This window comes from Actinomadura physcomitrii (assembly GCF_008923205.2).
Taxonomy (GTDB): Bacteria; Actinomycetota; Actinomycetes; order Streptosporangiales; family Streptosporangiaceae; genus Spirillospora; species Spirillospora physcomitrii.
Genome location: NZ_WBMS02000017.1, coordinates 66,489 through 87,981 on the forward strand (window position 1 = coordinate 66,489; position 21,493 = coordinate 87,981).

19 protein-coding genes and 3 pseudogenes are annotated in these 21,493 nt (G+C 69.7%); 13 read left to right on the forward strand and 9 right to left on the reverse strand.

What is annotated here, in order from left to right:
• Positions 1-54: 54 nt before the first annotated feature.
• From F8568_RS50515 to F8568_RS22190, 6 genes are all read right to left on the reverse strand, one after another.
• Positions 55-2,526, reverse strand: a complete 2,472-nt coding sequence (locus tag F8568_RS50515; protein ID WP_202125121.1) for a CaiB/BaiF CoA-transferase family protein — start codon at positions 2,524-2,526, stop codon at positions 55-57.
• 150 nt (positions 2,527-2,676) lie between these two features.
• Complete coding sequence (locus tag F8568_RS22170; RefSeq protein ID WP_151594847.1) at positions 2,677-3,282, reverse strand: TetR/AcrR family transcriptional regulator; 606 nt, start codon at positions 3,280-3,282, stop codon at positions 2,677-2,679.
• A 121-nt stretch (positions 3,283-3,403) separates the two neighbouring features.
• Positions 3,404-4,885: a FadR/GntR family transcriptional regulator gene (locus F8568_RS22175; RefSeq protein WP_151594846.1), complete on the reverse strand. Its 1,482-nt coding sequence runs from the start codon at positions 4,883-4,885 to the stop codon at positions 3,404-3,406.
• A gap of 89 nt (positions 4,886-4,974) precedes the next feature.
• On the reverse strand, positions 4,975-5,733 hold the full coding sequence (locus F8568_RS22180; RefSeq protein ID WP_151594845.1) for an SDR family NAD(P)-dependent oxidoreductase: 759 nt from the start codon (positions 5,731-5,733) through the stop codon (positions 4,975-4,977).
• A 77-nt stretch (positions 5,734-5,810) separates the two neighbouring features.
• The gene (locus F8568_RS49750; protein WP_151594844.1) at positions 5,811-6,566 is read right to left on the reverse strand and encodes a FadR/GntR family transcriptional regulator; all 756 of its coding nucleotides are present in this window, start codon (positions 6,564-6,566) and stop codon (positions 5,811-5,813) included.
• Positions 6,566-7,339, reverse strand: a complete 774-nt coding sequence (locus tag F8568_RS22190) for an enoyl-CoA hydratase/isomerase family protein (RefSeq protein ID WP_151594843.1) — start codon at positions 7,337-7,339, stop codon at positions 6,566-6,568. The genes F8568_RS49750 and F8568_RS22190 overlap by 1 nt, the downstream gene beginning before the upstream one ends.
• Before the next feature lie 142 nt (positions 7,340-7,481).
• Between F8568_RS22190 and F8568_RS22195 the strand changes: the two genes are divergently transcribed.
• The 6 genes from F8568_RS22195 to F8568_RS22220 all read left to right on the forward strand — a co-directional run bounded on the left by F8568_RS22195 (position 7,482) and on the right by F8568_RS22220 (position 12,666).
• Positions 7,482-7,937 (forward strand): MarR family winged helix-turn-helix transcriptional regulator, encoded by a 456-nt coding sequence (locus F8568_RS22195; RefSeq protein ID WP_151594842.1) that lies wholly within the window; start codon positions 7,482-7,484, stop codon positions 7,935-7,937.
• A 15-nt stretch (positions 7,938-7,952) separates the two neighbouring features.
• On the forward strand, positions 7,953-9,269 hold the full coding sequence (locus F8568_RS22200; RefSeq protein ID WP_151594841.1) for an acyl-CoA dehydrogenase family protein: 1,317 nt from the start codon (positions 7,953-7,955) through the stop codon (positions 9,267-9,269).
• Positions 9,266-10,009: an SDR family NAD(P)-dependent oxidoreductase gene (locus F8568_RS22205; RefSeq protein ID WP_151594840.1), complete on the forward strand. Its 744-nt coding sequence runs from the start codon at positions 9,266-9,268 to the stop codon at positions 10,007-10,009. Before F8568_RS22200 ends, F8568_RS22205 begins: the two co-directional genes overlap by 4 nt.
• A complete protein-coding gene (locus F8568_RS22210; RefSeq protein WP_151594839.1) occupies positions 10,009-11,022 on the forward strand; it encodes a phosphotransferase family protein in 1,014 nt (337 codons plus the stop codon). The genes F8568_RS22205 and F8568_RS22210 overlap by 1 nt, the downstream gene beginning before the upstream one ends.
• A 64-nt stretch (positions 11,023-11,086) precedes the next feature.
• The gene (locus tag F8568_RS22215) at positions 11,087-11,866 is read left to right on the forward strand and encodes an enoyl-CoA hydratase (RefSeq protein WP_151594838.1); all 780 of its coding nucleotides are present in this window, start codon (positions 11,087-11,089) and stop codon (positions 11,864-11,866) included.
• Positions 11,863-12,666, forward strand: a complete 804-nt coding sequence (locus tag F8568_RS22220) for an enoyl-CoA hydratase/isomerase family protein (protein ID WP_151594837.1) — start codon at positions 11,863-11,865, stop codon at positions 12,664-12,666. The genes F8568_RS22215 and F8568_RS22220 overlap by 4 nt, the downstream gene beginning before the upstream one ends.
• Positions 12,667-12,706: 40 nt before the next feature.
• On the opposite strand, the gene F8568_RS22225 is transcribed toward F8568_RS22220, so the two are convergent.
• Positions 12,707-13,342, reverse strand: coding sequence for a TetR/AcrR family transcriptional regulator (locus F8568_RS22225; RefSeq protein ID WP_202125120.1), 636 nt, complete (start codon positions 13,340-13,342; stop codon positions 12,707-12,709).
• Between the two features lie 135 nt (positions 13,343-13,477).
• Between F8568_RS22225 and F8568_RS22230 the strand changes: the two genes are divergently transcribed.
• The 6 genes and pseudogenes from F8568_RS22230 to F8568_RS22250 all read left to right on the forward strand — a co-directional run bounded on the left by F8568_RS22230 (position 13,478) and on the right by F8568_RS22250 (position 19,663).
• Entirely contained in the window at positions 13,478-14,929 is a 1,452-nt protein-coding gene (locus F8568_RS22230; protein ID WP_151594836.1) for an aldehyde dehydrogenase family protein, read from the forward strand.
• A gap of 29 nt (positions 14,930-14,958) precedes the next feature.
• A complete protein-coding gene (locus F8568_RS22235; RefSeq protein WP_151594835.1) occupies positions 14,959-15,777 on the forward strand; it encodes a mycofactocin-coupled SDR family oxidoreductase in 819 nt (272 codons plus the stop codon).
• A gap of 14 nt (positions 15,778-15,791) precedes the next feature.
• Positions 15,792-17,015: a cytochrome P450 gene (locus F8568_RS22240; protein ID WP_151594834.1), complete on the forward strand. Its 1,224-nt coding sequence runs from the start codon at positions 15,792-15,794 to the stop codon at positions 17,013-17,015.
• A 181-nt stretch (positions 17,016-17,196) separates the two neighbouring features.
• Positions 17,197-17,685 (forward strand): annotated as a pseudogene (locus F8568_RS51095) (alpha/beta hydrolase); the annotation flags it as partial.
• A gap of 35 nt (positions 17,686-17,720) precedes the next feature.
• Positions 17,721-18,095 (forward strand): alpha/beta fold hydrolase, encoded by a 375-nt coding sequence (locus tag F8568_RS48430; RefSeq protein ID WP_236008885.1) that lies wholly within the window; start codon positions 17,721-17,723, stop codon positions 18,093-18,095.
• Entirely contained in the window at positions 18,092-19,663 is a 1,572-nt protein-coding gene (locus F8568_RS22250; RefSeq protein ID WP_151594833.1) for a class I adenylate-forming enzyme family protein, read from the forward strand. Before F8568_RS48430 ends, F8568_RS22250 begins: the two co-directional genes overlap by 4 nt.
• Positions 19,664-19,674: 11 nt before the next feature.
• On the opposite strand, the pseudogene F8568_RS48435 reads toward F8568_RS22250, so the two are convergent.
• A pseudogene (locus F8568_RS48435) lies at positions 19,675-20,202 on the reverse strand (carboxylesterase family protein); the annotation flags it as partial.
• Positions 20,203-20,386: 184 nt separating this feature from the next.
• Here F8568_RS48435 and F8568_RS51100 point away from each other — a divergent pair.
• A pseudogene (locus tag F8568_RS51100) lies at positions 20,387-20,548 on the forward strand (aldo/keto reductase); the annotation flags it as partial.
• Positions 20,549-20,611: 63 nt separating this feature from the next.
• On the opposite strand, the gene F8568_RS22265 reads toward F8568_RS51100, so the two are convergent.
• Positions 20,612-21,208, reverse strand: coding sequence for a TetR/AcrR family transcriptional regulator (locus F8568_RS22265; RefSeq protein WP_160573661.1), 597 nt, complete (start codon positions 21,206-21,208; stop codon positions 20,612-20,614).
• Positions 21,209-21,493: the final 285 nt, after the last annotated feature.

Consider the following 21,493-nt stretch of genomic DNA (forward strand, 5'->3'; position numbering starts at 1 on the left):
TTTTTCAGTACTAGCCCATCCGTATCCGCTTTGTCAATCGGCGATCGAACGATGTCAGCCGATGACACCGCGCTCGCGCAGCGCGGCGATGGCGGTCGCGTCGTAACCGAGCTCGCTCAGCACGGCATCGGTGTGCTCGCCGACCGAGCATCCGCCCTCCGCCTTGGTCGCGGAGCGCGAGAACCGTACGAGCGGCCCCATTCGCAGATGCTCATCGAAGATCGCGTTCGTCGCCGTGACGCAGTACTCCGCCGCGAGCGCCTCGTCGGTCTGCAGGACCAGTTCCGGCAGCCGCTCGGTCACCCGCACGCATCCCACGTCGGCCTTGGTGAGCAGGTCCTCCCACTCGGCGGCGGGCCGCCGCGCGAAAACCCCGGCCAGCTTCTCCGCCAGCGCCCCGTCGTTCGCGCGCCGGGCCTCCGGCGTCGCGAAACCTTCGCCTCCGAGGTCGGCCTCCCCGGCGAGTGCCGCGGCCAGGGGCTCCCATTCCCGAGGCTCGGGGGCGGCGAGGAACACCCACCCATCGGAGGCCTTGTACATCCGGTACAGCGCACTGAACCCGTGCCCATCCGGATCCGGCACCGGCGCCGGGCGGCGGCCCGGGTAGTCGACGACCTGCTCCAGGATCGCGTGCGTCGCGCTGCCGACCATCGTGGCGGTCAGGGGGCCCATCGGCCGGCCGAGCCGCCGCGCCAGCACGCCGAGCAGGATCGTGGACGCGACGCCGAGCGCGGCGATCCCGTCGGCCTGCATGGTCGGCACCGCCGTCGCGCTCGCCAGCCGCATGGCCCCGGCCTTGATCTCCTTCAGTGACTCGGTCCCGTGCGCGGCGTCCGGCGCGTCCGTGAGCGCCAGGCCGAAGGCAGCGCCGATGGAGGGCGCGTATGCGGGCCGTCCGCCGGACGGGCCTCCGGTTCCGTAACCGGGCGCGCTGACGTAGATCAGGTCCGGGTTGATCTCGCGCAGCGTGTCGGCGTCCACCCCCGCACGCTGGGCGGCGCCCGCCCGGAAGCTCTGCAGGACCACGTCGGCCTCGGCGGCGAGTTCGCGGACGATGCGCAGCCCCTCCTCGGTCGTGAGGTCCACCGCGACGCTCTCCTTGCCCTGGAGCACCTTCGCGCCGCCCGACTCGGGGAACGGCCCGATGTTGCGGATGCCGTCGCCCTCCTTGGCCTCGATCTTGATCACGCGGGCGCCGAAGTCGGTGAGGACCGTCGCACCGTACGGCCCGGCGAACATCGTGCCGAGCTCCAGGATCGTGACGCCCGCCAGGGGGAGCGCCGCGGGCGCGGCCGGGGGAGCCGCCGCCGGAGCGGGGGAGGCCGCGGCCCGCCGCAGTTCGTCGCCGTGCTCGTCCAGGCGGGGCGCGGAACGGGGAGCCCTGAGCGGCATCTCGTTCTCGTGCACCAGGGTGGACGGCTGGACGACCCGGCCGAACTCCGGGTCGTCGGCCTCGGCGACCCGGTGGTCGTGGTGCAGCTGCGGGTGGTTCAGGACGTCCGGACCCGCCCGGAACACCTCGGCCATGAGGTCGGGATTGGTGTCGAAGACCCGCTGCCACTCGGCGAGCGTCCGCTCCCGCACCTTCCCGATCATGATCTCCCAGAGCCCGGTGCGCAGCTCCTGGGTCTCCAGGACCGGAAGCCCCTTCCACTTCGGGTCCGCCAGCATCTCGGTCAGGCCGAACTCCTTGAGCATCGCGGCGAACAGCCTCGGGGCCGTCTGCGCGAACTGCAGCCAGTGGCCATCCTTGGTCGGCGCGATCAGCAGCGGGTAGACCAGCGGCGCCTGCGGCTCGCCGTCCTCGGTGAACGCCTCGACGTTCTGGTAGGCGTCGGGCCAGCGCAGCCCCACCATCTCGGTGAACCACGTCCAGGTGTCGAGGGCGGTGACGCCGCGGACCATGTCCGCCTCGACATGCTGGCCGAGCCCGCTCGACGCGCGCTCGAAGAGCGCGGTGAGAATGCCGTGGACGGCCGTCTGCGACGCGCCCCACCCCGCGTAGGGAACGGACACGAACGCCGGTCCGGGCCGTGTGACCATCCGGCTCTTCGTCTGGAACATGCCGAGCTTGGCCATCACCATCCCCTCGTAGCCCTTGAGGTGGGCCCAGGGGCCGGACGCGCCGAACCCGGTGATGGCCGCGCTGACCAGCCGCGGATTGAGGGCGGCGAGGTCGGCGGGGGCGAGCCGCAGCCGGGCGGCCGCCCGCGGCCGGAAGGTCGTGACGAGCACGTCCGCGGTGGCGATCAGGCCGTCCAGCACCGCCCGGTCGGCGTCGTCGCGCAGGTCCAGACGGACGCTGCGCTTCCCGCGGGCCAGGGCCGGCCAGGCGGTCCGGTCGCGCAGCGGGCTGCCGCCCGGCGGCTCGACCTGGACGACGTCCGCGCCCGCGTCGGCGAGGAACTGCGTCGCCTGCGCGCCGGGGATCGTGGTCGACAGGTCGATGACCGTGATCCCGGCGAGCGGGCCGTCCTCCGGCCGCTCGCGCCCGGCCACCGTGTTCGCCGCAGGACCTTCGCCCACCGTGCCACCTCCGTGAAGAGCTCAAGAATCTATATTCTTTAACTCGGTACGATACGTAGGGGACTGTGAGCCGGGCAACACGTCGGAAACAAAAGATTGCACTGAATAGACCGAGAGGGCGAGAGGCGCCCGCTCCGCACGGGGCGGGGGTCAGCTCGCGGGACGGCCGGCGCCGAGCGCGCGCAGCGCGAAACCGGTGATCTGCGCCGCCACCGTGGACGCGCCGTCCCGCGCCGCCCCGGTCATCTGGTCCTCGAAGGCCTGTCCCAGGACGGCGCGGATGGAGCGCGCGTCGGGCTCCGGGTCGGTCCAGGGGAACGAACCGTCCGCCTGCCCGGCCCGCAGGATCTCGACGATGAGCTCCTGCTGCTCGGCGAGGGCCCGGGCGCGCTCCTCGGCGTAGCCGCGCGCCCGGGTGGCCTCACCCGAACTGAGCGCCAGCACGCGCTTGCGGCGCCGGTCGTCGGCGGTGATGCCCAGCATCCCTTCGATCAGGGCTCCGAGGGCTTCGGCCGGGCCGCCGGCGGCGGAGGCGAGCGAGCGCAGCTCCGTCATCACCCGGATGCCGTCACGGCGGAACATCGCCAGGAACAGGGCGTCCTTGGATTCGAAATGCCGGTAGAAGGCGCGCGTCGACAGCCCCGCGGCGGTGAGGATCTCGGTGATGGACACCGGCGCGCCTTCCGCCTCCGCCAGGCAGCGGTACGCGGCGTCGAAGATGCGCACCCTCTCCGCGGCCTGACTCGGCACCGGCACCGTCCCCTCCTGCGTTCCGCGCCCGGACGGCTCTCGGTGACGGCCGGGGTCCGGGACCACCAGCCTATCCAGGCCGGAACGCGCCGGAAGGACGGCGCGGACCGGACGAGCGCGGGCGAGCTCAGTGCCACCATTCGTTGAGGATGGCGAGGTGGCGGCGCATCCGGTGCCGGGCGAGGCTCTCGTCGCCCGCGAGGATCGCCTCCAGGATTCCCCGGTGGACTTGCTCGACGTCCTCCGCCGCCTCGGCGCCCGGCAAGGACGGCGTCTGGGCGCTCGTGTGCCGCGTCCACAACTCGGTGAGGACGCGCAGGAACAGCACCAGGACGGGGTTGCCCGCCAGCAGCGCCAGTTCCCGATGGAAGGGGTCCTGCGGCGCACCGCGGCCGTCGCTCGGCCAGAGCACCCGCACGGCGTCCCGCAGACGGGCGGAGACGCCCGGCTCGTCCCGGCGGGCGATGACCGGGCTGAGCGTCCCGAGTTCGATCGCCTCGCGGACCGACAGGAGGTTCGCCACCCCGGCGCGCTGGTAGTCGAGATACAGCGCCATCGTCTCGATGCTGGCGCGCGGGTCCGGCGCGGTGACCAGCAGCCCGCCGCCGGGCCCCCGGCGCATCCGCGCGACGCCGTGGTACTCGAGCAGGCGAACGGCTTCGCGGAGCACCGCGCGGCTGACGCCGTAACGGGCGAGCAGCTCCGCCTCCGAGCCGAGCGCCTCCCCGATCGGCCAGCCGTCGGCGGCGATCTGATGATGGATCCGGGAGGCCACGACCTCGCCGAGCTTGCCGTCCGGTGCCTCGATCAGCTGCGGCGCGATCGGGCCGTCCGGCTCGCCGCTCCGGTGCGTCCTCAGCCAGTCGGCCGTCGCGGTGAGGTGCTCGACGACCAGCGCCCGGGCCCGTCCGGTGTCACCGGCGATGACGGCCTCGACGATCGCCGTGTGGTGGCGCCCGGCGGACTCCTTGCTGCGCACCGCCTCGGCCTTCGGGGTGTGCGTCGCGGTGTGCGCGTAGCGGGTCGTCAGCCGGGTCAGGATCTCGATGAACGAGCAGAGCGCCGCATTGCCCGACAACTCGCCGAGGGCCAGGTGCAGCACGTCCTGGGACCAGATGCCCGGCTCCTCGCGCCGGCGCGACTCCTCCTCCAGGAGGCCGCGCAGCCGCCGGACGCCGTCCTCGGTGAGGCGTTCGGCCGCCAGCTCCGCGGCGCGCGGCTCCAGCAGCAGCCGCGCCCCTATCAGGTCGTCGACACTGGTGCCGACGTAGTCGAGGTAGATGACCATCGCCCGGGTGGCGGGAGCCGCGTCGGGCGCCGTCACGAACAGGCCGCCGCCGGGGCCGCGGCGCATCCGCGCCACCTGGTGGTGCTCGACCAGGCGCAGGGCCTCGCGCAGGACGGCCCGGCTCACGCCGTACCGGTCCTGCAGGTCCTGCTCGGAGCCGAGATTGCGGCCGACCGGCCAGCCCGCGGCGATGATCTCGTCCTCGATCCGGCGGGCGACCTGCGCGCCGAGCGTCCCGCCGCGCGCCCCGGATCCCCGTTCCCGATCGGACGCGGTCCCGGCTTCGCCCACCGGCGAAAGGCCCGCAGCAGGCGTCGGCATGGACCTCGGTGCTCCTCGCAGATCGGTTTGAGTATCCTCAGTTTAGTCGATCAGGAGGACGGCGCGGAGCGCCGGTCGGCCGCCCGGCGTCAGCGCGGAGCGAAGCGCTGGCCGGCGTCCAGCCGGAGGCACTGCCCGTTCAGCATCTGGTTGTCGACGATCGAGAGCACGAGCTTGGCGTACTCCCCCGGGCGGCCCATCCGCTTGGGGAACGCGGCGTCCTTCGTCAGCGTCTTGGCGAAGTCGTCGGGGATCTTGGCGGTCGCGCCGGTCGCGAAGAGGCTCGGCGCGATCGCGAGGACGCGGATGCCGAGCGAGCCCAGGTCACGGGCCATGGTCAGGCACATCCCGGCGATCCCGGCCTTCGCGGCGGTGTAGGCGACCTGGCCGATCTGCCCCTCGAACGCGGCGATGGACGCCGTGTTGACGATCACGCCGCGCTCGTCGTCCTCCGGCTCGTTGCCGCTCATGTGCGCGGCCATGAGCCGGGAGATGTTGAAGGTGGCGATCAGGTTCAGGTCGATGACGCCCCGGAAGCTCTCCAGGTCGTGCGGCCCCTCCTTGCCCAGCGTCCGCTTCGCGATCCCGCCGCCCGCCGTGGTGACGCTCACGTGCACACCGCCCAGGCCGTCGACCGCGGCGGCGATCGCCGTCTCGGCGGCTTCGAAGTCGGTGATGTTGACGGGGTGGAACGGCGCGCCGAGCTGCGCGGCGACCTTCTCGCCCTCCGATCCGGGACGGTCCAGGATCGCGACCTTCGCGCCGCGTCGCGAGAGGAGCTCGGCCGAGGCCCGCCCCATGCCGGACGCTCCGCCGACCACGATGGCCTTCTTGCCGCTGATCTCCATGTTCTCCTCCGTCCGCCGGGGGCGTGCACGCGAGCGAGGTGCACGATTCCCTGGAACCTATTACTGAGTTAACTAGGTTAGTCTAGTATGTCGATGATCTGCCGGCGACCGGCCCCCGGGTCCTCGAACAGGTGCTCCTGCGCCCGGCGCATGTGCGCCGCCCAGTGCCGCTCGGCTCCGGCGCCGTCCCGGCGCCGGACCAGTTCGACGAGGCGCTTATAGGAGCGCAGCGCCAGCCGGTTGCCCTCCTGTAGCGCCGCGCCCTGACGCGGCGTCTCGTCATAGGCGGCGGCGATCTGCCGCGACATGATCTCGCCGAGCAGCGTCACCATGGTCGACAGCGTGCGGTTGCCCGACAGCTCCACGATCCGCTTATGGAACCGGACGGTGGCGGCCCCGAACGGCCCGCCGACCGCGGCCTCGACCTTCTCCAGCTCCGCGGCCAGAGCGTCGTGGCCGGCATCGGACCCCTCCTCGGCCAGCAGCCGGGCCGCGGGCGGCTCGATCACCATCCGCGCCGCGTAGACGTCCTCGACCGTCGTCTCCTGCAACGCTAGAAGCAGACTGAAGATCGGCGCCGCCGCCTCGGGTCCGGGTACGCTGACCCGCGCCCCGCCGGGCGGCCCGCGCCGGACCCGCACCAGCGAGTCCGCCTCCAGCAGCCGGAACGCCTCGCGCAGCGTCGGCCGTGACACCCCGAACCGCTCGATCAGCTCCGGCTCGGTCGGCAGCCAGTCGCCGTCCCGCAGTTCGCCGCGCACGATCTGCTTGCGGATCCGATCGGCGACCAGATCCGCCATCTTCTTCGGACGCAGCTCGGGTCCGCGCCGCATCAGCGCAGCGCCCACTCGCGGGTCGGCACGGCCGACCGCTCGACCTCCGCCTGCCCGATCGGGTTGCCGATCTGGGTGTAGGACAGCCCGGTCCGCAGCGCCTGCGTGCGCGTGGAGTCCAGCGACTCCCACACGGCCCGGACGGTCCCCTGTACGGCCGCCGGGGGCTTGGCGGCGATGAGCCGCGCGAGCTCGGCGCCCCGGTCCCACAGCTCCTCGCGCGGCAGCACCTCACTCACGAGGCCGATCTCCAGCGCCCGCTTCGCGGACATGCGCTCGTCCAATCCGAGCAGCGCGATGCGCATGACCTCGCCCATCGGAATGCGCCGGGCCAGCCCGATCGGCTCCAGCGCCGCCGTCAGCCCGTAGCTGACGTGCGGATCGAAGAACGTGGCGTCGTCCGAGCAGATCACGATGTCGGACTCGTTGATCCAGTAGAACGCGCCGCCCGCCGCCATCCCGTGCACGCAGCACACCACGGGCTTCCAGACGTAGTTGAGCTTCGGCGACAGCTGGGCGCCCGGGTCCTCCTGCGTCCAGACGTTCTCCGGCCGGTGGATGCCCTGCTTGACGTCGACGCCGGTGCAAAAGGCCCGGTCTCCCGCCGCGCGCAGGACCACGACGTGCACGTCGTCGTCCTCCCGGACCATCTTCCAGAGCTCGGTGAACTCGTCGCACATGGCCTGGTTGAAGCTGTTCATCGCCTCCGGCCGGTTCAACGTGACCGTCGCGACGTGCTCGGCGACCTCGTAGGTCACGGTCGTGAAGCCCATCGGCCCTCCAGATCTGAAGAATCTATATTCATTAGATCTATAGCGCCTCACGGGCCGGAACGGAAGCCGCCGCCGGCGTCGGCCGCCAGCTCGGACCGATCGGAATATTGACAAGAGATAGCCATAACGACAATCTGTTGTCATGTTCCCGGACGACGACCACCCGCTCGCCGAACTCGCCGACGAAGTGCTCCGCTGCCACGGCAGGCTGCTCACGGCGACCGCGAACCTCGGCACGGAGGACGGGCTGACCGGCGCCCAGTTGCTCGTGCTCACCACCGTCGTCCGGGCGGACCGGGCCCCGACCGTTCCCCAGATAGGCCGCAGCCTCGGCCATTCGCGGCAAGCCGTGCAGCGGCTGGCCGACGCGCTCGTGGAGCGCGGGCTGATCGAGGCCGTGGACAACCCCGATCACAAGCGCGCACGGCGGCTCGTCCCGACCGCCGCGGGGAGGCGCGCCTACGACCGCAGCAATGCGCGCGGCCGCGACTGGGCCTCGCGCGTCACCGAAGACATGAGCCCGGCCGAACTGACCGCGGCCGCCGAGACCCTCAGGCGGCTGCGCCGGCGGCTGGAGGCCGACGACCACCCCCGATGACCTCGAGGAGGTCCCGTGTGGGACTTCAGTACTGATCCCGATTTCCAGGCCAAGTTGGACTGGATGGAGGCCTTCGTCCGCGAGGAGGTCGAGCCGCTCGATCTGCTGTTCCCGAGCGGCGGTGCCCCCTACGACGTCGGCGACGCGGCCGCGCGCGCGATCCTGCGTCCCTTGCAGGCACAGGTCAAGGAGCAGGGGCTGTGGGCCTGCCACCTCGGCCCCGAACTGGGCGGCCAAGGGTACGGGCAGCTCAAGCTGGCGCTGATGAACGAGATCCTCGGACGGTCCTACTGGGCGCCGACCGTCTTCGGCACCGCCGCGCCCGACACGGGGAACGCGGAGATCCTGGCCATGTTCGGCACCGACGAGCAGAAGGCCCGCTACCTGCGCCCGCTGCTCGACGGGGAGATCGTGTCGGCGTTCTCGATGACCGAGCCGCAGGCGGGCGCGGACCCCAAGGAGTTCACCTGCCGGGCGTACCGGGACGGCGACGGCTGGGTCATCGACGGAGAGAAGTGGTTCACCTCGAACGCCCGCTACGCCGAGTTCCTCATCGTCATGGCCGTCACCGACCCGGACGCGCCGCCGCACGAGCGGATGTCGATGTTCGTCGTGCCCGCGGACACCCCCGGCATCGAGATCGAGCGCAACGTCGCGACGATGGCCGAGCGCGACGACCTCGACGAGGGCATCCACGCGTACATCCGCTACGACCGGGTCCGCGTGCCGGACGACGCGCTGCTCGGTGGTCCGGGGGAGGGGTTCCGCGTCGCTCAGGCACGGCTGGGCGGCGGCCGCGTGCACCACGCGATGCGGACGGTCGGCCAGTGCCGGCGCGCGTTCGACATGATGTGCGAGCGGGCGCTGTCCCGGCGGACGCAGGGTGAGCGTCTCGCCGATAAGCAGGCCGTTCAGGCGTTCATCGCCGATTCGTGGATCGAGTTGCAGCAGTACCGGCTGCTCGTCCTCAACACAGCCTGGACCATCGACACCCAGCCGCACGGCGCCGCACGGACACAGATAGCGATGTGCAAGGTCGCGATGGCGAAGGTCTACCACGACATCGTCCAGCGGGCGCTCCATCTCCACGGCTCGCTTGGGACCACGCACGAAACGCCGCTGGCGGGCATGTGGATGAGCGTCCCGGCCCTCGCGCTCGCCGACGGCCCGACCGAGGTGCACCGGACCACGATCGCCAAGCAGCTGCTGCGGCGGTACCAGCCCGCGGAGGGTCTGTTCCCGACGGAGCACATCCCGCCCAGGCTCGCAGAGGCGCGCGAGCGCTACGCCTCGATCCTGGAGGAGCACGGCGCGAAGGAGCATGTGCGATGAGTGATCTCTTCGACCTCGGGGGGAAGATCGCGCTGATCACGGGGGGCAGCCGCGGACTCGGCCGAGAGATGGCCCTGGCGTTCGCCGGTGCCGGCGCCGACGTCGTCGTCACCAGCAGGAAAGCGGACGCCTGCCGGGCGGTGGCCACCGAGATCGAGTCACTCGGACGCCGCGCGCTGCCGCATGCCTGCCATGTCGGCAGGTGGGACGAGATCGACTCCTTGGTCGAGGCGGCCTATGCTGCGTTCGGACGCGTCGACATCCTGGTCAACAACGCGGGCATGTCCCCGCTGGCGCCCTCGTCGGCGGAGACCAGCGAGGACTTGTTCGACAAGGTCCTGGCCGTCAACTTCAAAGGCCCGTTCCGGCTCGGAGCCCTGGTCGGCCGGCGCATGGCCGACGGCGATGGCGGCTCGATCATCAACGTCTCCTCCTCGGGTGCGCTGATGCCGCGACCACGCTTCGGTCCCTATGCCGGCGCCAAGGCGGCCCTGAACGCACTCACCCAGGTGCTCGCTCTGGAGTACGGGCCGTCGGTCCGGGTGAACACGATCTCGGCGGGCCCCTTCCTCACGGACATCTCCAAGGCCTGGCCGGCGGAGGCCCGCGAGCGCGCCCACAGCGCGGCGGGCCGTCCCGGCCGGCCGGAAGAGATCGTGACCAGTGCCCTCTACCTGGCCAGCCCCGCGTCGAGCTTCACCACGGGAGCGCTGCTGCGCGTCGACGGGGGTCTTTACTGATGACGGACGAACTGGAGCTGTCACTACGAGAACGCGCGACCAAGGCGGTGCAGACGTGGGCGCCTGGTGCCGAGGTCACCGACGTCGCACCGTTAACCGGCGGCGCGTCCAGTCTCACTTTCGTGGCACGTCTCCGATCGGAGGGCCGGCAGGAGGAGCGAGTGGTCCTCAAGGTCGCACCGCCGGGGCTTCCGCCTGTGCGCAACCGCGATGTGCTGCGGCAGGCGCGGGTCATGCGAGCCTTGCATGGACGACCCGGTGTCCGAGTCCCTCCGGTGCTGTTCGAAGACGCGGGTGATCCACCGGCCACGTCCCCTTTCGTTGCCATGGGGCTTGTACCAGGGGAGTGCGCCGAGCCGGTGCTGGAAGAAGCACGGGACCCGGCCGGCTTCGCCGATGTGCGGTCCAGCGCGCTCGACGCCGCAGCGGTGCTCGCCGCGGTTCACTCGGTCCCTCCGGCGGAGGCGGGGCTGGCCGCCGAACCGGTCACGACGCTCGCGGACGAGATCGACCGTTGGACGCGCGCCTTCGCGACGGTTCCGCCCGATCTGCAACACGAGTACGAACGGTGTGCCCGCGCACTCCACGCGACGATCCCCGATTCTCTCGATCCCGTCATCAACCACGGCGACTACCGGCTCGGGAACACGCTGTGCCGCCGTGGCCGGGTCGAAGCGGTGATCGACTGGGAGATCTGGTCGGTCGGCGACCCGCGCGTGGATCTCGCGTGGTTCACCTTCTTCACCGACGAGGCCAAGCACCCGGCGGCGCCGTCCCATGAGCCGAGCGGCATGCCGCGCGGCGGGGAACTCCTCGCCGCCTACATCGCGGCAGGTGGCCGGCGGATGCCAGACCTCACCTGGTTCGAGGCACTCACCTGTTACAAGGAAGCAGGAGCGACGGCACTGCTGATCAAGCGCGGACGGCGTGCAGGAGAGCTCGCTCCGGCGATCGCCCGGATGGTGCCGGCGCTTCCCGGGTTGCTCGCCAAAGCCGAGGCACTTCTCGAGTGAGGGGCCGGGATGGACGAGCCATGCTTATTCATTATACTGATCATTGCCAACTACGGGAGAGAACATGAGCGATGGCCCTGTCCTTCTCGCATCAGACGTCGGCGCCGTGCGACTCCTCACACTCAATCGGCCTGGTGCCCGCAACGCGTTGAGCAGCGAGCTGAACACCGCCCTCTATCGGGCCCTGGAGGAGGCGGACAGCGACGACGCGGTGAAGGGCGTGGTGGTCACCGGCGCTGATCCGGCGTTCTGCGCAGGGCTCGACCTCAAGGAAGCCGGGGCCGAGGGGGCCGCCTTCTTCCGGCGGTTCCAGGACGCCAACTGCATCGTGCGGATCGGTGAGATGAGCAAGCCGGTGGTCGGAGCGGTGAACGGTGCGGCCTTCACCGGGGGGCTGGAGATCGCGCTCGGCTGCGACTTCCTCGTCGCTTCCGAGTGCGCCGTGTTCGCTGATACGCACGTCCGTGTCGGCGTGCTGCCGGGCGGCGGCCTGACAGCCCGGCTGCCCCGGGTCGTCGGTGCCGCCAACGCGCGGCGGATGTCGATGACGGGTGAGGTGGTGGACGCGGCGCGCGCCGAGCGGATCGGGTTGGTGAGCGAGGTCGTGCCGCACAGCGAGCTGCTGGCGCGAGCGATGGCGCTGGCGTCGTCGGCCGCCGAGGTTCCGGCTGACGCCATGCGGGACCTCAAACGGATGTACACCGGGGGCGGCGGGCTGGCGGAGGACCTCGCGGCAGAGGTGGCCATCGCCCGTGCCTATCGCGCGGATTTCGACGGGATCGAAGGGCGCCGCGCCCAGGTGCAGAGCCGAAACCGCGAGCAGATCTCCCAGGAGGAGCGTTGAGCGAGATCGTCGTGTCCCGGCCGCGGCCGGGCGTCACCCGTGTCGAGATGAACCGGCCCGAGCGGCTGAACGCGATGACCGCCGGGATGGTCGAGGGGCTGCACGGGGCGCTGGCGGAGGCGGCCGCGGACCCGGCGTGCCGGGTGGTGGTGCTGACCGGTGCGGGCCGCGGTTTCTGCGCGGGCCTGGACCTGGGCGGCTATGGCGAGCCGGAGGGCGTGGACGGCGCGGGCGCGGTGCAGCAGGGCTTGGCGTTGCAGCGGCATATCGCGGGGCTGGTGCAGCGGATCCGGCGGATGCCGCAGCCGGTGGTCGCGGAGGTGAACGGCGCGGCGGCGGGTGGCGGGCTGGCGCTGGTTTTGGCGTCGGACCTGCGGATCGCCTCGACGTCGGCGGTGTTCGCGGTGTCGTTCATGCGGGTGGGGTTCTCGGCGTGCGACATCGGGACGTCCTGGATGCTGCCGCGGCTGGTCGGCGCGGGGCGGGCGCACGAGCTGATGATGACCGCGCGCCGGTTCGGCGCCGAGGAGGCGCTGCGGATCGGCATGCTGGCCGACGCCGTCGCGCCTGAAGAGCTGACGGCGCGCGTGGAAAAGGCGGTCGACGACCTGCTGTCGATGCCGCCGCTGTCGCTGTCGCTGACCAAGCAGGCGATGTGGCTGTCGCTGGAGATCCCGTCGTTCGACGCGGCCGTCGAGTTGGAGAACCGGCAGCAGGTCCTGACGATGATGACCGCCGACCAGACCGAGGCCATGGCCGCCTACGTGCAGAAGCGCGCCCCCGACTACGGCAACCACTAATAGGAGAAAGGGCCGGCGCGTCGGGCCGGGGCACCGCAGGCTAAGGCTCCAACAGGCGCAAGACGAGGTCGACCGTCGATGTGCAGTGCGCCTCGAGGTCTACTTCGCTCGCGGACGCCATGTCGAGGCCGTGGTTGAGAACCTGCATCGTCACTGCACCGTAGAGGCACTCGACGACCGGGTCCACGGCGGCCTCGTCGATGGTGTCGCCGCGGGTGCGCGCGCGGTCGAACACTCGTCGCGCGGCATGACGGTGCTTCTGGGCGAGTTCTCTGGCGATGTGCTCGTAGGCAGGGTTCGCGACCGCGTCGACCGTGATCCGGAACGTCGCGTAGCCGAGCGGGTCTCGCAGGAAGCGCAGGAGGTTCGTCGTCAGGCGGATCAGATCGCCGCGGAGCGAACCGGTGTCGACGTCCTCGATGCTCCGGGAACGCGCCCGCACGCTCTCCACCAATAGCGCGTCGCGATCGGGCCAGCGCAGGTAGACGGTCGACTTCCCGACCCCCGCGCGGCGGGCGACACCGTCGATCGTGAAGCGCGCCGGACCGCGCTCGAGGAACTCGTCGATCGCCGCATCGAGGATGCGCTGCTCGGCCACCGGGTCGCGCGGCCGGCCAGGACGCCTGCGGTCCGTCCCGGCGGTCTGCTCATCACGAATGCCGGTCATCGCGGCCATCACACCATGCCCGCCTCTGCCTGTCACGCCGTGGGCGCTATTTTCCGACGATCTCGTCCGTAACTCTTGACAAGCGCCATGAGGTGCAGATGATTGGATAACTTAGTTAACTCAGTGGTCTCAGGGAGTGACGCGATGTCCGACGCCGACCGCACGCCGCCGAAGGTCCATCTCCGGATCAACGGTGAGAAGCTCCACGCCGGGTCCGGCGGGACCTACGACCACATCAGCCCGGTCACCGAACAGGTGGACGCCCGGATCCCCCTGGCCGGCAAGGAGGAGATCGACCTCGCCGTCTCCAAGGCGCACGAGGCGTTCCAGGTCTGGAAGCGCATGTCGCCCGCGCAGCGCCGCGAGCTGCTGAAGAAGCTGGCCGACCTGATCGAGGCGAACAGCGCGGAGTTCGCAAGGCTCGGCGCGCTCGACAACGGAACGCCCGTCACGGTCGGTTCGGCGTTCCCCGCGACCTCCGCCGAGTGGACCCGCTACTACGCCGGATGGGCGGACAAGATCCAGGGAGACGTCACGGGCAACCCCGTTCAGGACGGCGAGCTCGGTTACACCCTCGCCCAGCCGTACGGCGTTGTGGGGATCATCATCACGTGGAACGGGCCGCTGATCTCGCTCGCCATGAAGATCCCGCCCGCGGTCGGGGCCGGGAACACGGTGGTCGTCAAGCCGTCCGAGCTGACGCCGTTCAGCGGCGAGCTGTTCATGGACCTCGTCGAGCAGGCGGGCTTCCCGCCGGGCGTCATCAACGTCCTTCCCGGCACGGCGGAGGCCGGCGCCCGGTTGGTGGCCCATCCACTGGTGAAGAAGGTCAGCTTCACGGGCGGTCCGGCCACGGCCACCAAGATCCTTGAGACCTGTGCGCCCGACATGAAGCCTGCGGTGCTGGAGTTGGGCGGCAAGTCGGCCAACATCGTCTTCGAGGACGCCGACATCGAGGCCGCGTGTCAGCTGGGCACGACGTTCTCGCTGATCGCCCTCTCGGGCCAGGGATGCGCCTTCGCCACTCGGATGATCGTCCACGAGGACGTCTACGACCAGGTCGTCGAGCAGGTGAAACTCATCGCCCAGAACATCCCGATCGGCGACCCGTTCGACCCGGGCGTCATGTCTGGCCCGGTCGTCAACGAGGCCGCGGCGGAACGGATCATCGGCATGGTCGAGCGCGCCAAGGGGGAGGGCGCGACCCTGGTGACCGGCGGCGCCCGGATCGACCGTGACGGCTACTTCGTCCAGCCGACGGTGTTCGCCGACGTCGACCCGGAATCGGAACTCGCGCAGACCGAGGTCTTCGGCCCGGTGCTCGCGATCTTCAAGTTCTCGACCGAGGAGCAGGCGATCGCGCTCGCCAACGGTACGCGCTACGCCCTCTCCTCGTACGTGCAGACCAACGACCTCAAGCGCGCGGTCCGCGTGGCCGCCGAACTCGAGGCCGGCGAGACCCTCATCAACGGTGCCATGAACCTTCAGGTGGGCCGGCCGTTCGGCGGCTTCGGTCTGTCGGGGGCGGGCAAGGAGGGCGGCCGGCAGGGCATCGAGGAGTTCCTCCGCATCCGCAGCGTCGGCGTCGCCATCTGACCGGGACCTTGTAGTAAGGGAGAACCGCCATGACCGGAAGCCTCGAGGGGCGCGTCGCCTTCATCACCGGAGCCGCCCGCGGCCAGGGACGCGCGCACGCCGTGCGCCTCGCCCGAGAGGGCGTCGACATCATCGGGCTCGACATCTGCAAGGACATCGCCAGCTTCGACTACTCCTGCGCCACCCGGGAGGAACTGGAGGAGACCGCCGCCCTGGTCGCGAAGGAGGGCCGGACGATGGTCACGGGCGAGGCCGACGTCCGCGACCTGGCGGCGGTGAAGCAGGTCTTCGAGGACGGCTACGCGCGGCTCGGTCGCATCGACATCGTCATCGCCAACGCCGGGATGATCCGCTACGGCGCGCCCGAGAACGTCGCCCAGGAATGGCAGGACACGCTCGACGTCATTCTCACCGGCGCCTTCAACACCGTGCAGGCCTCGATCGACAAGCTCATCGAGGGAGGCAACGGGGGATCGATCGTCCTGGTCAGCTCGAGTGCGGGACTCAAGGGCACCGGCAGCGACCTGCCCTCGGCGCAGGCCTACACTGCGGCCAAGCGCGGCCTGGTCGGATACATGCAGGTCCTCGCGCAGCAGTACGCGGAGCACTCGATCCGGGTCAACACCATCCACCCGACCGGCGTGGTCTCGGGCATGACCACGAACGAAGCGATGATGAAGATGGCCGCCGACCCGAACACCAACATCGCGGCCATGCAGAACCTGTTGCCCATCCAGATCCTCCAGCCAGAGGACATCGCCAACGCGGTGGCCTACCTCGTGAGCGACGAGGCGGCCTTCATCACCGGCACCCAGTGGGCGCTCGACGCCGGATTCTCGGTGCGCTGAGAGATCGGACGGACATGTCGCTCACCGAGCACCGGATGGTCGGAGCGGGGCCGGTCGAGGATGCCGGTCGCCGGTTCGACGATCTCCGAGGAGAGCACACGATCGTCAAGGTCGAGGAGCCCGAGCGCGCCTACTGGATGGTGCTCGGCCACGACCTGACACGTGAATGCCTGCAGAACCCGTCCGCCTTCTCCAGCGATGTCATCACCCCGCTGAACCAGGATCCGCCGTTCAAGATGATCCCCATCCAGCTCGATCCGCCGGAGCACACACGGTGGCGCCGGCTGCTGGCGCGGTACTTCTCCCCGCGCCAGATGGCGTTGCTCCGGCCGAGACTCGAGCAGCGGACCAGGGAACTCGTGGCGGAAATCAAGCAGAAGGGGGAATGTGACTACGTCTCGGAGTTCGCGCTCCAGTTCCCGACCGTGGTCTTCCTCGAGATGATGGGCCTACCGGTCGACGAGCTCCCGAGATTCCTGGAATGGGAGAAGCTCGCGCTCGCTCCCTCTGCGGACGGCACGTTCGACGCCGACCGTCAGGCCGCGGGGATCCTGTCCGTGGTCGGGTACTTCCAGGCGGCGATCGCACGCACGCGCGACGGCGGGGAGCACGGTGATGAGCTGCTCTCCCAGACGACGGCGTGGGAGCTGGACGGCGTCCCGATCTCGGACGACGTCCTGGTCAACTGCTGCCTCCTGCTGTTCCTCGCCGGCCTCGACACGGTTGCGATGAGTCTGGCCTTCGCCATGTACCACCTCGCGACCCATGATGCGGACCGCGAGCACGTCGCAGCGGTCGCGGCGGCGGGCGGTTCCATGGACGAGATCGTCGAGGAGATGCTGCGCTTCTACGCGGTGCCCGAGATCGGTAGGAAGGTCGTCCACGACATGGAGATCGACTGCCACCGGCTCAGGGCCGGTGAACTCGTCCTCTTTCCGCTGGTCGCCGGGAACCGCGACGACGCGCTGGTCGCCGGCGCAGACCACGTGGATCTGCGGAGGGGGCGTACCACTCCGCACCTGGCGTTCGGCGGGGGTCCGCATCGCTGCCTCGGCTCGCATCTCGCCCGGATCGAGATGAACATCGCGCTCCGCGGCTGGCATGAGGCCGTTCCCGTGTACCGCTTGGCGCACGGTGCGACGCCGAGGGCGTACTGGTCCAACGTGCACGGCCTCATGGAACTCCGGCTGTCCGGCTTCGGAGAGGCGTGTTCGGAGAGGCGTGAAGGTGCGGGGTGAAGCACGATCGCCGAAAGCGGAGCTACTAAGTTAGCATAGATAACTTTGTGTCTGGACGTATCCGCGTGGGGAGGCCATCGTGCGACCGTTGGATCACTCCTTCGATGTCACCGAGGAGATCGGGACAGGAGAGCCGCTGAGCCAGACGGCCTGGATCTTCGCGCCGGAGGACGCCGCCGAGGTGAAGGGCGCGATCCTGTGCCTGGCCGGCGGCACCTATGACAAGAAATATTGGCATCTGGAGGTACCCGGTCACGAGGGTTACAGCTTCGCTCGGCGCCTCGCTCGTCGGGGATACGTCGTCATCGCCCTTGACCATCTCGGTGTCGGCGGCAGCGCCGACCCGACCGCGTCCGGAGGGGTGGACCTGCAACTCCTGGCCAGCGGTGATGCGGCCGTCGCCGCCCAGGTCAGAGCGCGCCTGGACGACGGAATGCTCGTCCCCGGCCTGCGGCCCCTGCCGCACCTCCCGCTGATCGGCGCAGGGCACTCGATGGGGGCCTGCCTCACCACGATGGTCCAAGCGCGGGCCGGAGCGTACGACGCCGTCGCGCTCCTCGGCTACGGCGTTGACATCACCACGTTCACGATGAGGAGGTCACGTCCGACGTCCTTGAGGAACGTGTCGAGGAGAGCGAGGCCATCTTCCGCGCGAGCACGGGAACGGCCCTGGACGCGATCTCGACGATCGTGCCACGAGAGCCGTTGCGGCCGCTGTTCCACGGCGCCGACGTGCCTGAGGAGGTCATCCGCGCCGATGACGCGGCGGAATCGCGGGTGCCCGTCCGAGCCGCCTCCGAGGTCACGACGCCGGGCTACGTCCGCCGGTACGCCGAAGCGGTCGACGTGCCGGTCTTCCTCGGGTTCGGGCAGGTCGACGTCACGCCCGACGCGCACGCGGAGCCCGCCTGCTATCGCGCCTCCATTGACGTGACACTGGTGGTCATCGAGGGATCGGCCCACTGCCACAACTTTGCGGGGCGCAGGCAGGAGCTCTGGAATCGCCTCGCGTCCTGGGGCGACACGATCTCCTCCCGGCGAACGGTGCCCGTTGACGACCGGAAGGGCGATGCGGAGTGACGATCGAGAACGCGACCGAGGTGCAGGCGAGCGCCCCTGACGAGCTGGCGGCCGCCTTGCGGGAAGGCGTTGCTCGGCGGCCCGCTGATCTGGTCTTCCACCGTGAATCAGGGACGACCGAGACAACGTCGCCGGAGGTTCTCGAACGGGCCGACCGGGTCGCCGCCGGGCTCGCCGGCCTCGGTGTCCGGCCGGGAGACGTCGTCGCCTTCCAGCTGACGAACCGGGTCGAGAACGCGATCGTCCATGCCGCCGTGCTGCTGTGCGGTGCGGTCGCGCTGCCCATCGTGCCGATCTACAAGCTCCGGGAGGTCTCCTTCGTCCTGCGTCAGTCCGGTGCTGCCGCGCTGATCGCCTTTCCGGGGATGGCAGCGGAGGTACTGGCCGTCCGGGACGATCTGCCTGATCTCCGCGCGGTCATCGCGATCCGTGACGGCGCCGACGTTCCGGTGCCGCGCGGCGCCACCGCCTGGACGGAACTCGAGGCCTCCGAGTCTCTGCCGGCCCGTGCTCCCGCGCCGCCGGACGAGGTGGCCGTGTTGGTCTACACGTCCGGCACCACCGCCGAGCCGAAGGGCGTCCAGCACACGCACCGGACGCTCATCGCGGAGATGGCCACGCTCCCCGGTGTCCGCCGCAACGCGGACGGCGTCGTCTACCTGGATGCATTTCCTCCCGGCCATGTCGCCGGGCTGAACGTTGTCCTGCGAGCGTTGATTCATGGACTCTCGACCGTCTTCATGGAGCGCTGGAACGCTGAAGTCGCGCTGGATCTCATCCATCGCCACGGAGTCACATCTTCAGCAGGTGTCCCTTTCCACTTGGCGGCGCTGCTCGACGCCGCAGAGCGCACCGGACGCGGCACCGGTACCTTGCGCGACTACCTCGTTGGTGCAGCCAGTGTCCCGCCCGTGCTGGTCGAACGCGCTCAACGCGCAGGCGTCGCGGCCTACCGTTCCTACGGATCCAGCGAGCACCCCACGATCAGCTCCGGCACCCCGGACGACCCGCTCGCCAAACGCGCGCGCACCGATGGACGCCCGATGCCGTGCAACGAGGTCCGCATCGTGGACGCCCAAGGTCGGGAACTGCCTCTCGGTCAGGACGGCGAGATCCTCTCCCGCGGCCCCGAGCTGTTTCCCGGCTACCGCGACGATGCTCTGAACGCGGCGGCGTTCACGCAGGACGGTTGGCTCCGCACAGGGGATGTCGGACGGATGGACGACGACGGCTATCTGACGGTCACCGACCGGTTGAAGGACATCATCGTCCGAGGTGGAGAGAAGATCTCGTCGAAGGAGGTCGAGGACCTGCTTGCGGCGCACCCCTCCGTCGCCGAGGCCGTCGCGATCGCCGAGCCCGACGAGCGGTACGGCGAACGTGTTTGCGCGTTCGCGGTCCTGCACCCTGGCGCCTACCTCGACATGGACACCGTCCGTGATCACTTCGCGGCCGCAGGAGCGGCCCGGCAGAAGACTCCAGAGCGCCTGATCCTTGTCGACACCTTGCCGCGCACGGCGGCAGGCAAGGTCCGTAAGACCGACCTGAGAGCCTCACTCAACCCGTAGCGTGCTCCGAGGAGTCCGGCGAGCAGTTGCCCCTCGTTGAGATTGGTTCCGATGATCATCGGAACGCGGTTGTAGCTGCCGCTCTGCAGGGCAGCGTTGAGCTGATGGGGGAGCACGCCGCCGCCGACGGCAGGGATCGAGGCATTGTTGATGCCGACACCTCCGCCGAGGGCGCTGTCGGCCGCGTCGCTGATCTCCTGGGTGGACTTGGAGCGTAGGCAGGCCACCGAGACGGCATCGCCCTGGGTACAGCCGAGCTTCCTGGCGACCTTGGCTCCCGACTCCTTGGCCTGCGTGATCGAAGGTCCGGGGATGCCGCAACCGCTCTCCGCGATCGCTGAGCCGAACAGGCCGGCCGCGGACGGCGAGGCCACGTTCATGCAGGTGTAGGTGGCGCCGGCGGACTCACCGAACAGTGTCACCTTATGCGGGTCACCACCGAACTGGCCGATGTTCTGTTGCACCCACCGCAGGGCGGCCTGCTGGTCCAGCAGGCTGTAGTCGCCCGAACCCCTCTGTGTCAGGCTCAGATGAGACACAAGGGGATAAAGTTCTGCCCGGCGAGTGCTTGGTCCCCGTGGGCGCTCCCTGCTCCCAGTACCCTGCAGGTCGGCAACCGGCTTGCGGTAGCTGGTCGGCCTGTGTCAGCGCTTGCGCCATTGCGAAGGCGCTTCCGCTGGCCGGCAGACGATCCGAAAGGCGCATGCCGTCCACCCGGTGACGGTGCTGCTGGCAGTCCGGCGACTTCGAAAGAACCTGGCTGCCGTCCAGCAACTGGCCGACCTGGCCGCATCCAAGGACGCCGCCGTCGCCTGGCTCGCCCTCGCGTGGCTGCTGGCCCAAAGCGACGTCATCGTGCCGGTCCCCGGCACCCGCAGCGCCGAGCGTGTGGCGGAGAAAAGTCACATCCGCAGACCTGTTTCGGGTCGGGAATCCCGCGGATCAGCGTCAGCCGGAGGCGAAGAGCATGCGGATGAGTTGATGAAGATGAGAACGGAACCGGTCCAGAATCGCCGGATCTTCTGGAGGCGACGGCCGCGCGGATTCGTCCAAGAATCCCGCCTGCAGGTAGCCGTGAACCGTCCACACGATGGTCCACATTGCAGCCTCCGCATCCATTCCCGGAGTGACGATCCGGCGGACGGCCCTGACTGATTCGTTCACTGTGGGCGCTAGAATCTGCTCTTCGGCGCCCTGGATGTCGCTGGCATCGGACATCCAGCGAAACATCAGAAGGCGAGGATATTCCGGGTGATCGAGGCAGAAATCGAGATAGCGATCCATGAGTGTCATCACGCCGTCCGCGGTGGGCTCGTGGCCTGCGAGGACCGACGCCATCTGATCCGTCCAGAGCCGCTGAAGGCGTCCGAGTACGGCGAGGTAAAGTGCGGCCTTGCTGGGGTAATGATCGGCGACCGCATGGGCGTCGATGCCCGCGGCGTCGGCGATCATCTGGGTGGATACCGCATCATAGCCGAGCTCGCCGAACAGCCGACCGGCGACGCCGCGTATACGGTCCTTCGGCTCTTCTTCCTCGTCCCTCATGCCCGATTCATCCGATCTCACGGTGCTCGCCCGTATTGTCATGGCCAACTGGCCGAATGAACACGCTACCGCTCTTGGTTACCCGTCCTGGGGCCTTCTAATGCAGTAGTGGGTCGCCCTGATCGCGAGCTTGTCTCTGCGGCTCTCTCGAGGGCCGATTATTGGCTCAGTGGCGAGCGACCGCTGTATTGGAGGGATGCTCTTGGTGTTCGGTATGAAAAACTTATGGAATGGCGGTATCGGCGGGAGACCCGGTCGTAGTTGAGCGTTTGGAGAGATCTGCGT

What these genes read in the sequence shown, in the direction of transcription:
- F8568_RS22205 (WP_151594840.1), top strand. Translation starts at nt 9,266, where the DNA reads ATGAGTGATCTCTTCGACCTCGGGGGGAAGATCGCGCTGATCACGGGG.
- F8568_RS22265 (WP_160573661.1), bottom strand. Translation starts at nt 21,208, where the DNA reads ATGAGGGACGAGGAAGAAGAGCCGAAGGACCGTATACGCGGCGTCGCC.
- F8568_RS22230 (WP_151594836.1), top strand. Translation starts at nt 13,478, where the DNA reads ATGTCCGACGCCGACCGCACGCCGCCGAAGGTCCATCTCCGGATCAAC.
- F8568_RS22195 (WP_151594842.1), top strand. Translation starts at nt 7,482, where the DNA reads ATGTTCCCGGACGACGACCACCCGCTCGCCGAACTCGCCGACGAAGTG.
- F8568_RS22210 (WP_151594839.1), top strand. Translation starts at nt 10,009, where the DNA reads ATGACGGACGAACTGGAGCTGTCACTACGAGAACGCGCGACCAAGGCG.
- F8568_RS22190 (WP_151594843.1), bottom strand. Translation starts at nt 7,339, where the DNA reads ATGGGCTTCACGACCGTGACCTACGAGGTCGCCGAGCACGTCGCGACG.
- F8568_RS22180 (WP_151594845.1), bottom strand. Translation starts at nt 5,733, where the DNA reads ATGGAGATCAGCGGCAAGAAGGCCATCGTGGTCGGCGGAGCGTCCGGC.
- F8568_RS22175 (WP_151594846.1), bottom strand. Translation starts at nt 4,885, where the DNA reads ATGCCGACGCCTGCTGCGGGCCTTTCGCCGGTGGGCGAAGCCGGGACC.
- F8568_RS22215 (WP_151594838.1), top strand. Translation starts at nt 11,087, where the DNA reads ATGAGCGATGGCCCTGTCCTTCTCGCATCAGACGTCGGCGCCGTGCGA.
- F8568_RS22240 (WP_151594834.1), top strand. Translation starts at nt 15,792, where the DNA reads ATGTCGCTCACCGAGCACCGGATGGTCGGAGCGGGGCCGGTCGAGGAT.
- F8568_RS49750 (WP_151594844.1), bottom strand. Translation starts at nt 6,566, where the DNA reads ATGCGGCGCGGACCCGAGCTGCGTCCGAAGAAGATGGCGGATCTGGTC.
- F8568_RS22225 (WP_202125120.1), bottom strand. Translation starts at nt 13,342, where the DNA reads ATGGCCGCGATGACCGGCATTCGTGATGAGCAGACCGCCGGGACGGAC.
- F8568_RS22235 (WP_151594835.1), top strand. Translation starts at nt 14,959, where the DNA reads ATGACCGGAAGCCTCGAGGGGCGCGTCGCCTTCATCACCGGAGCCGCC.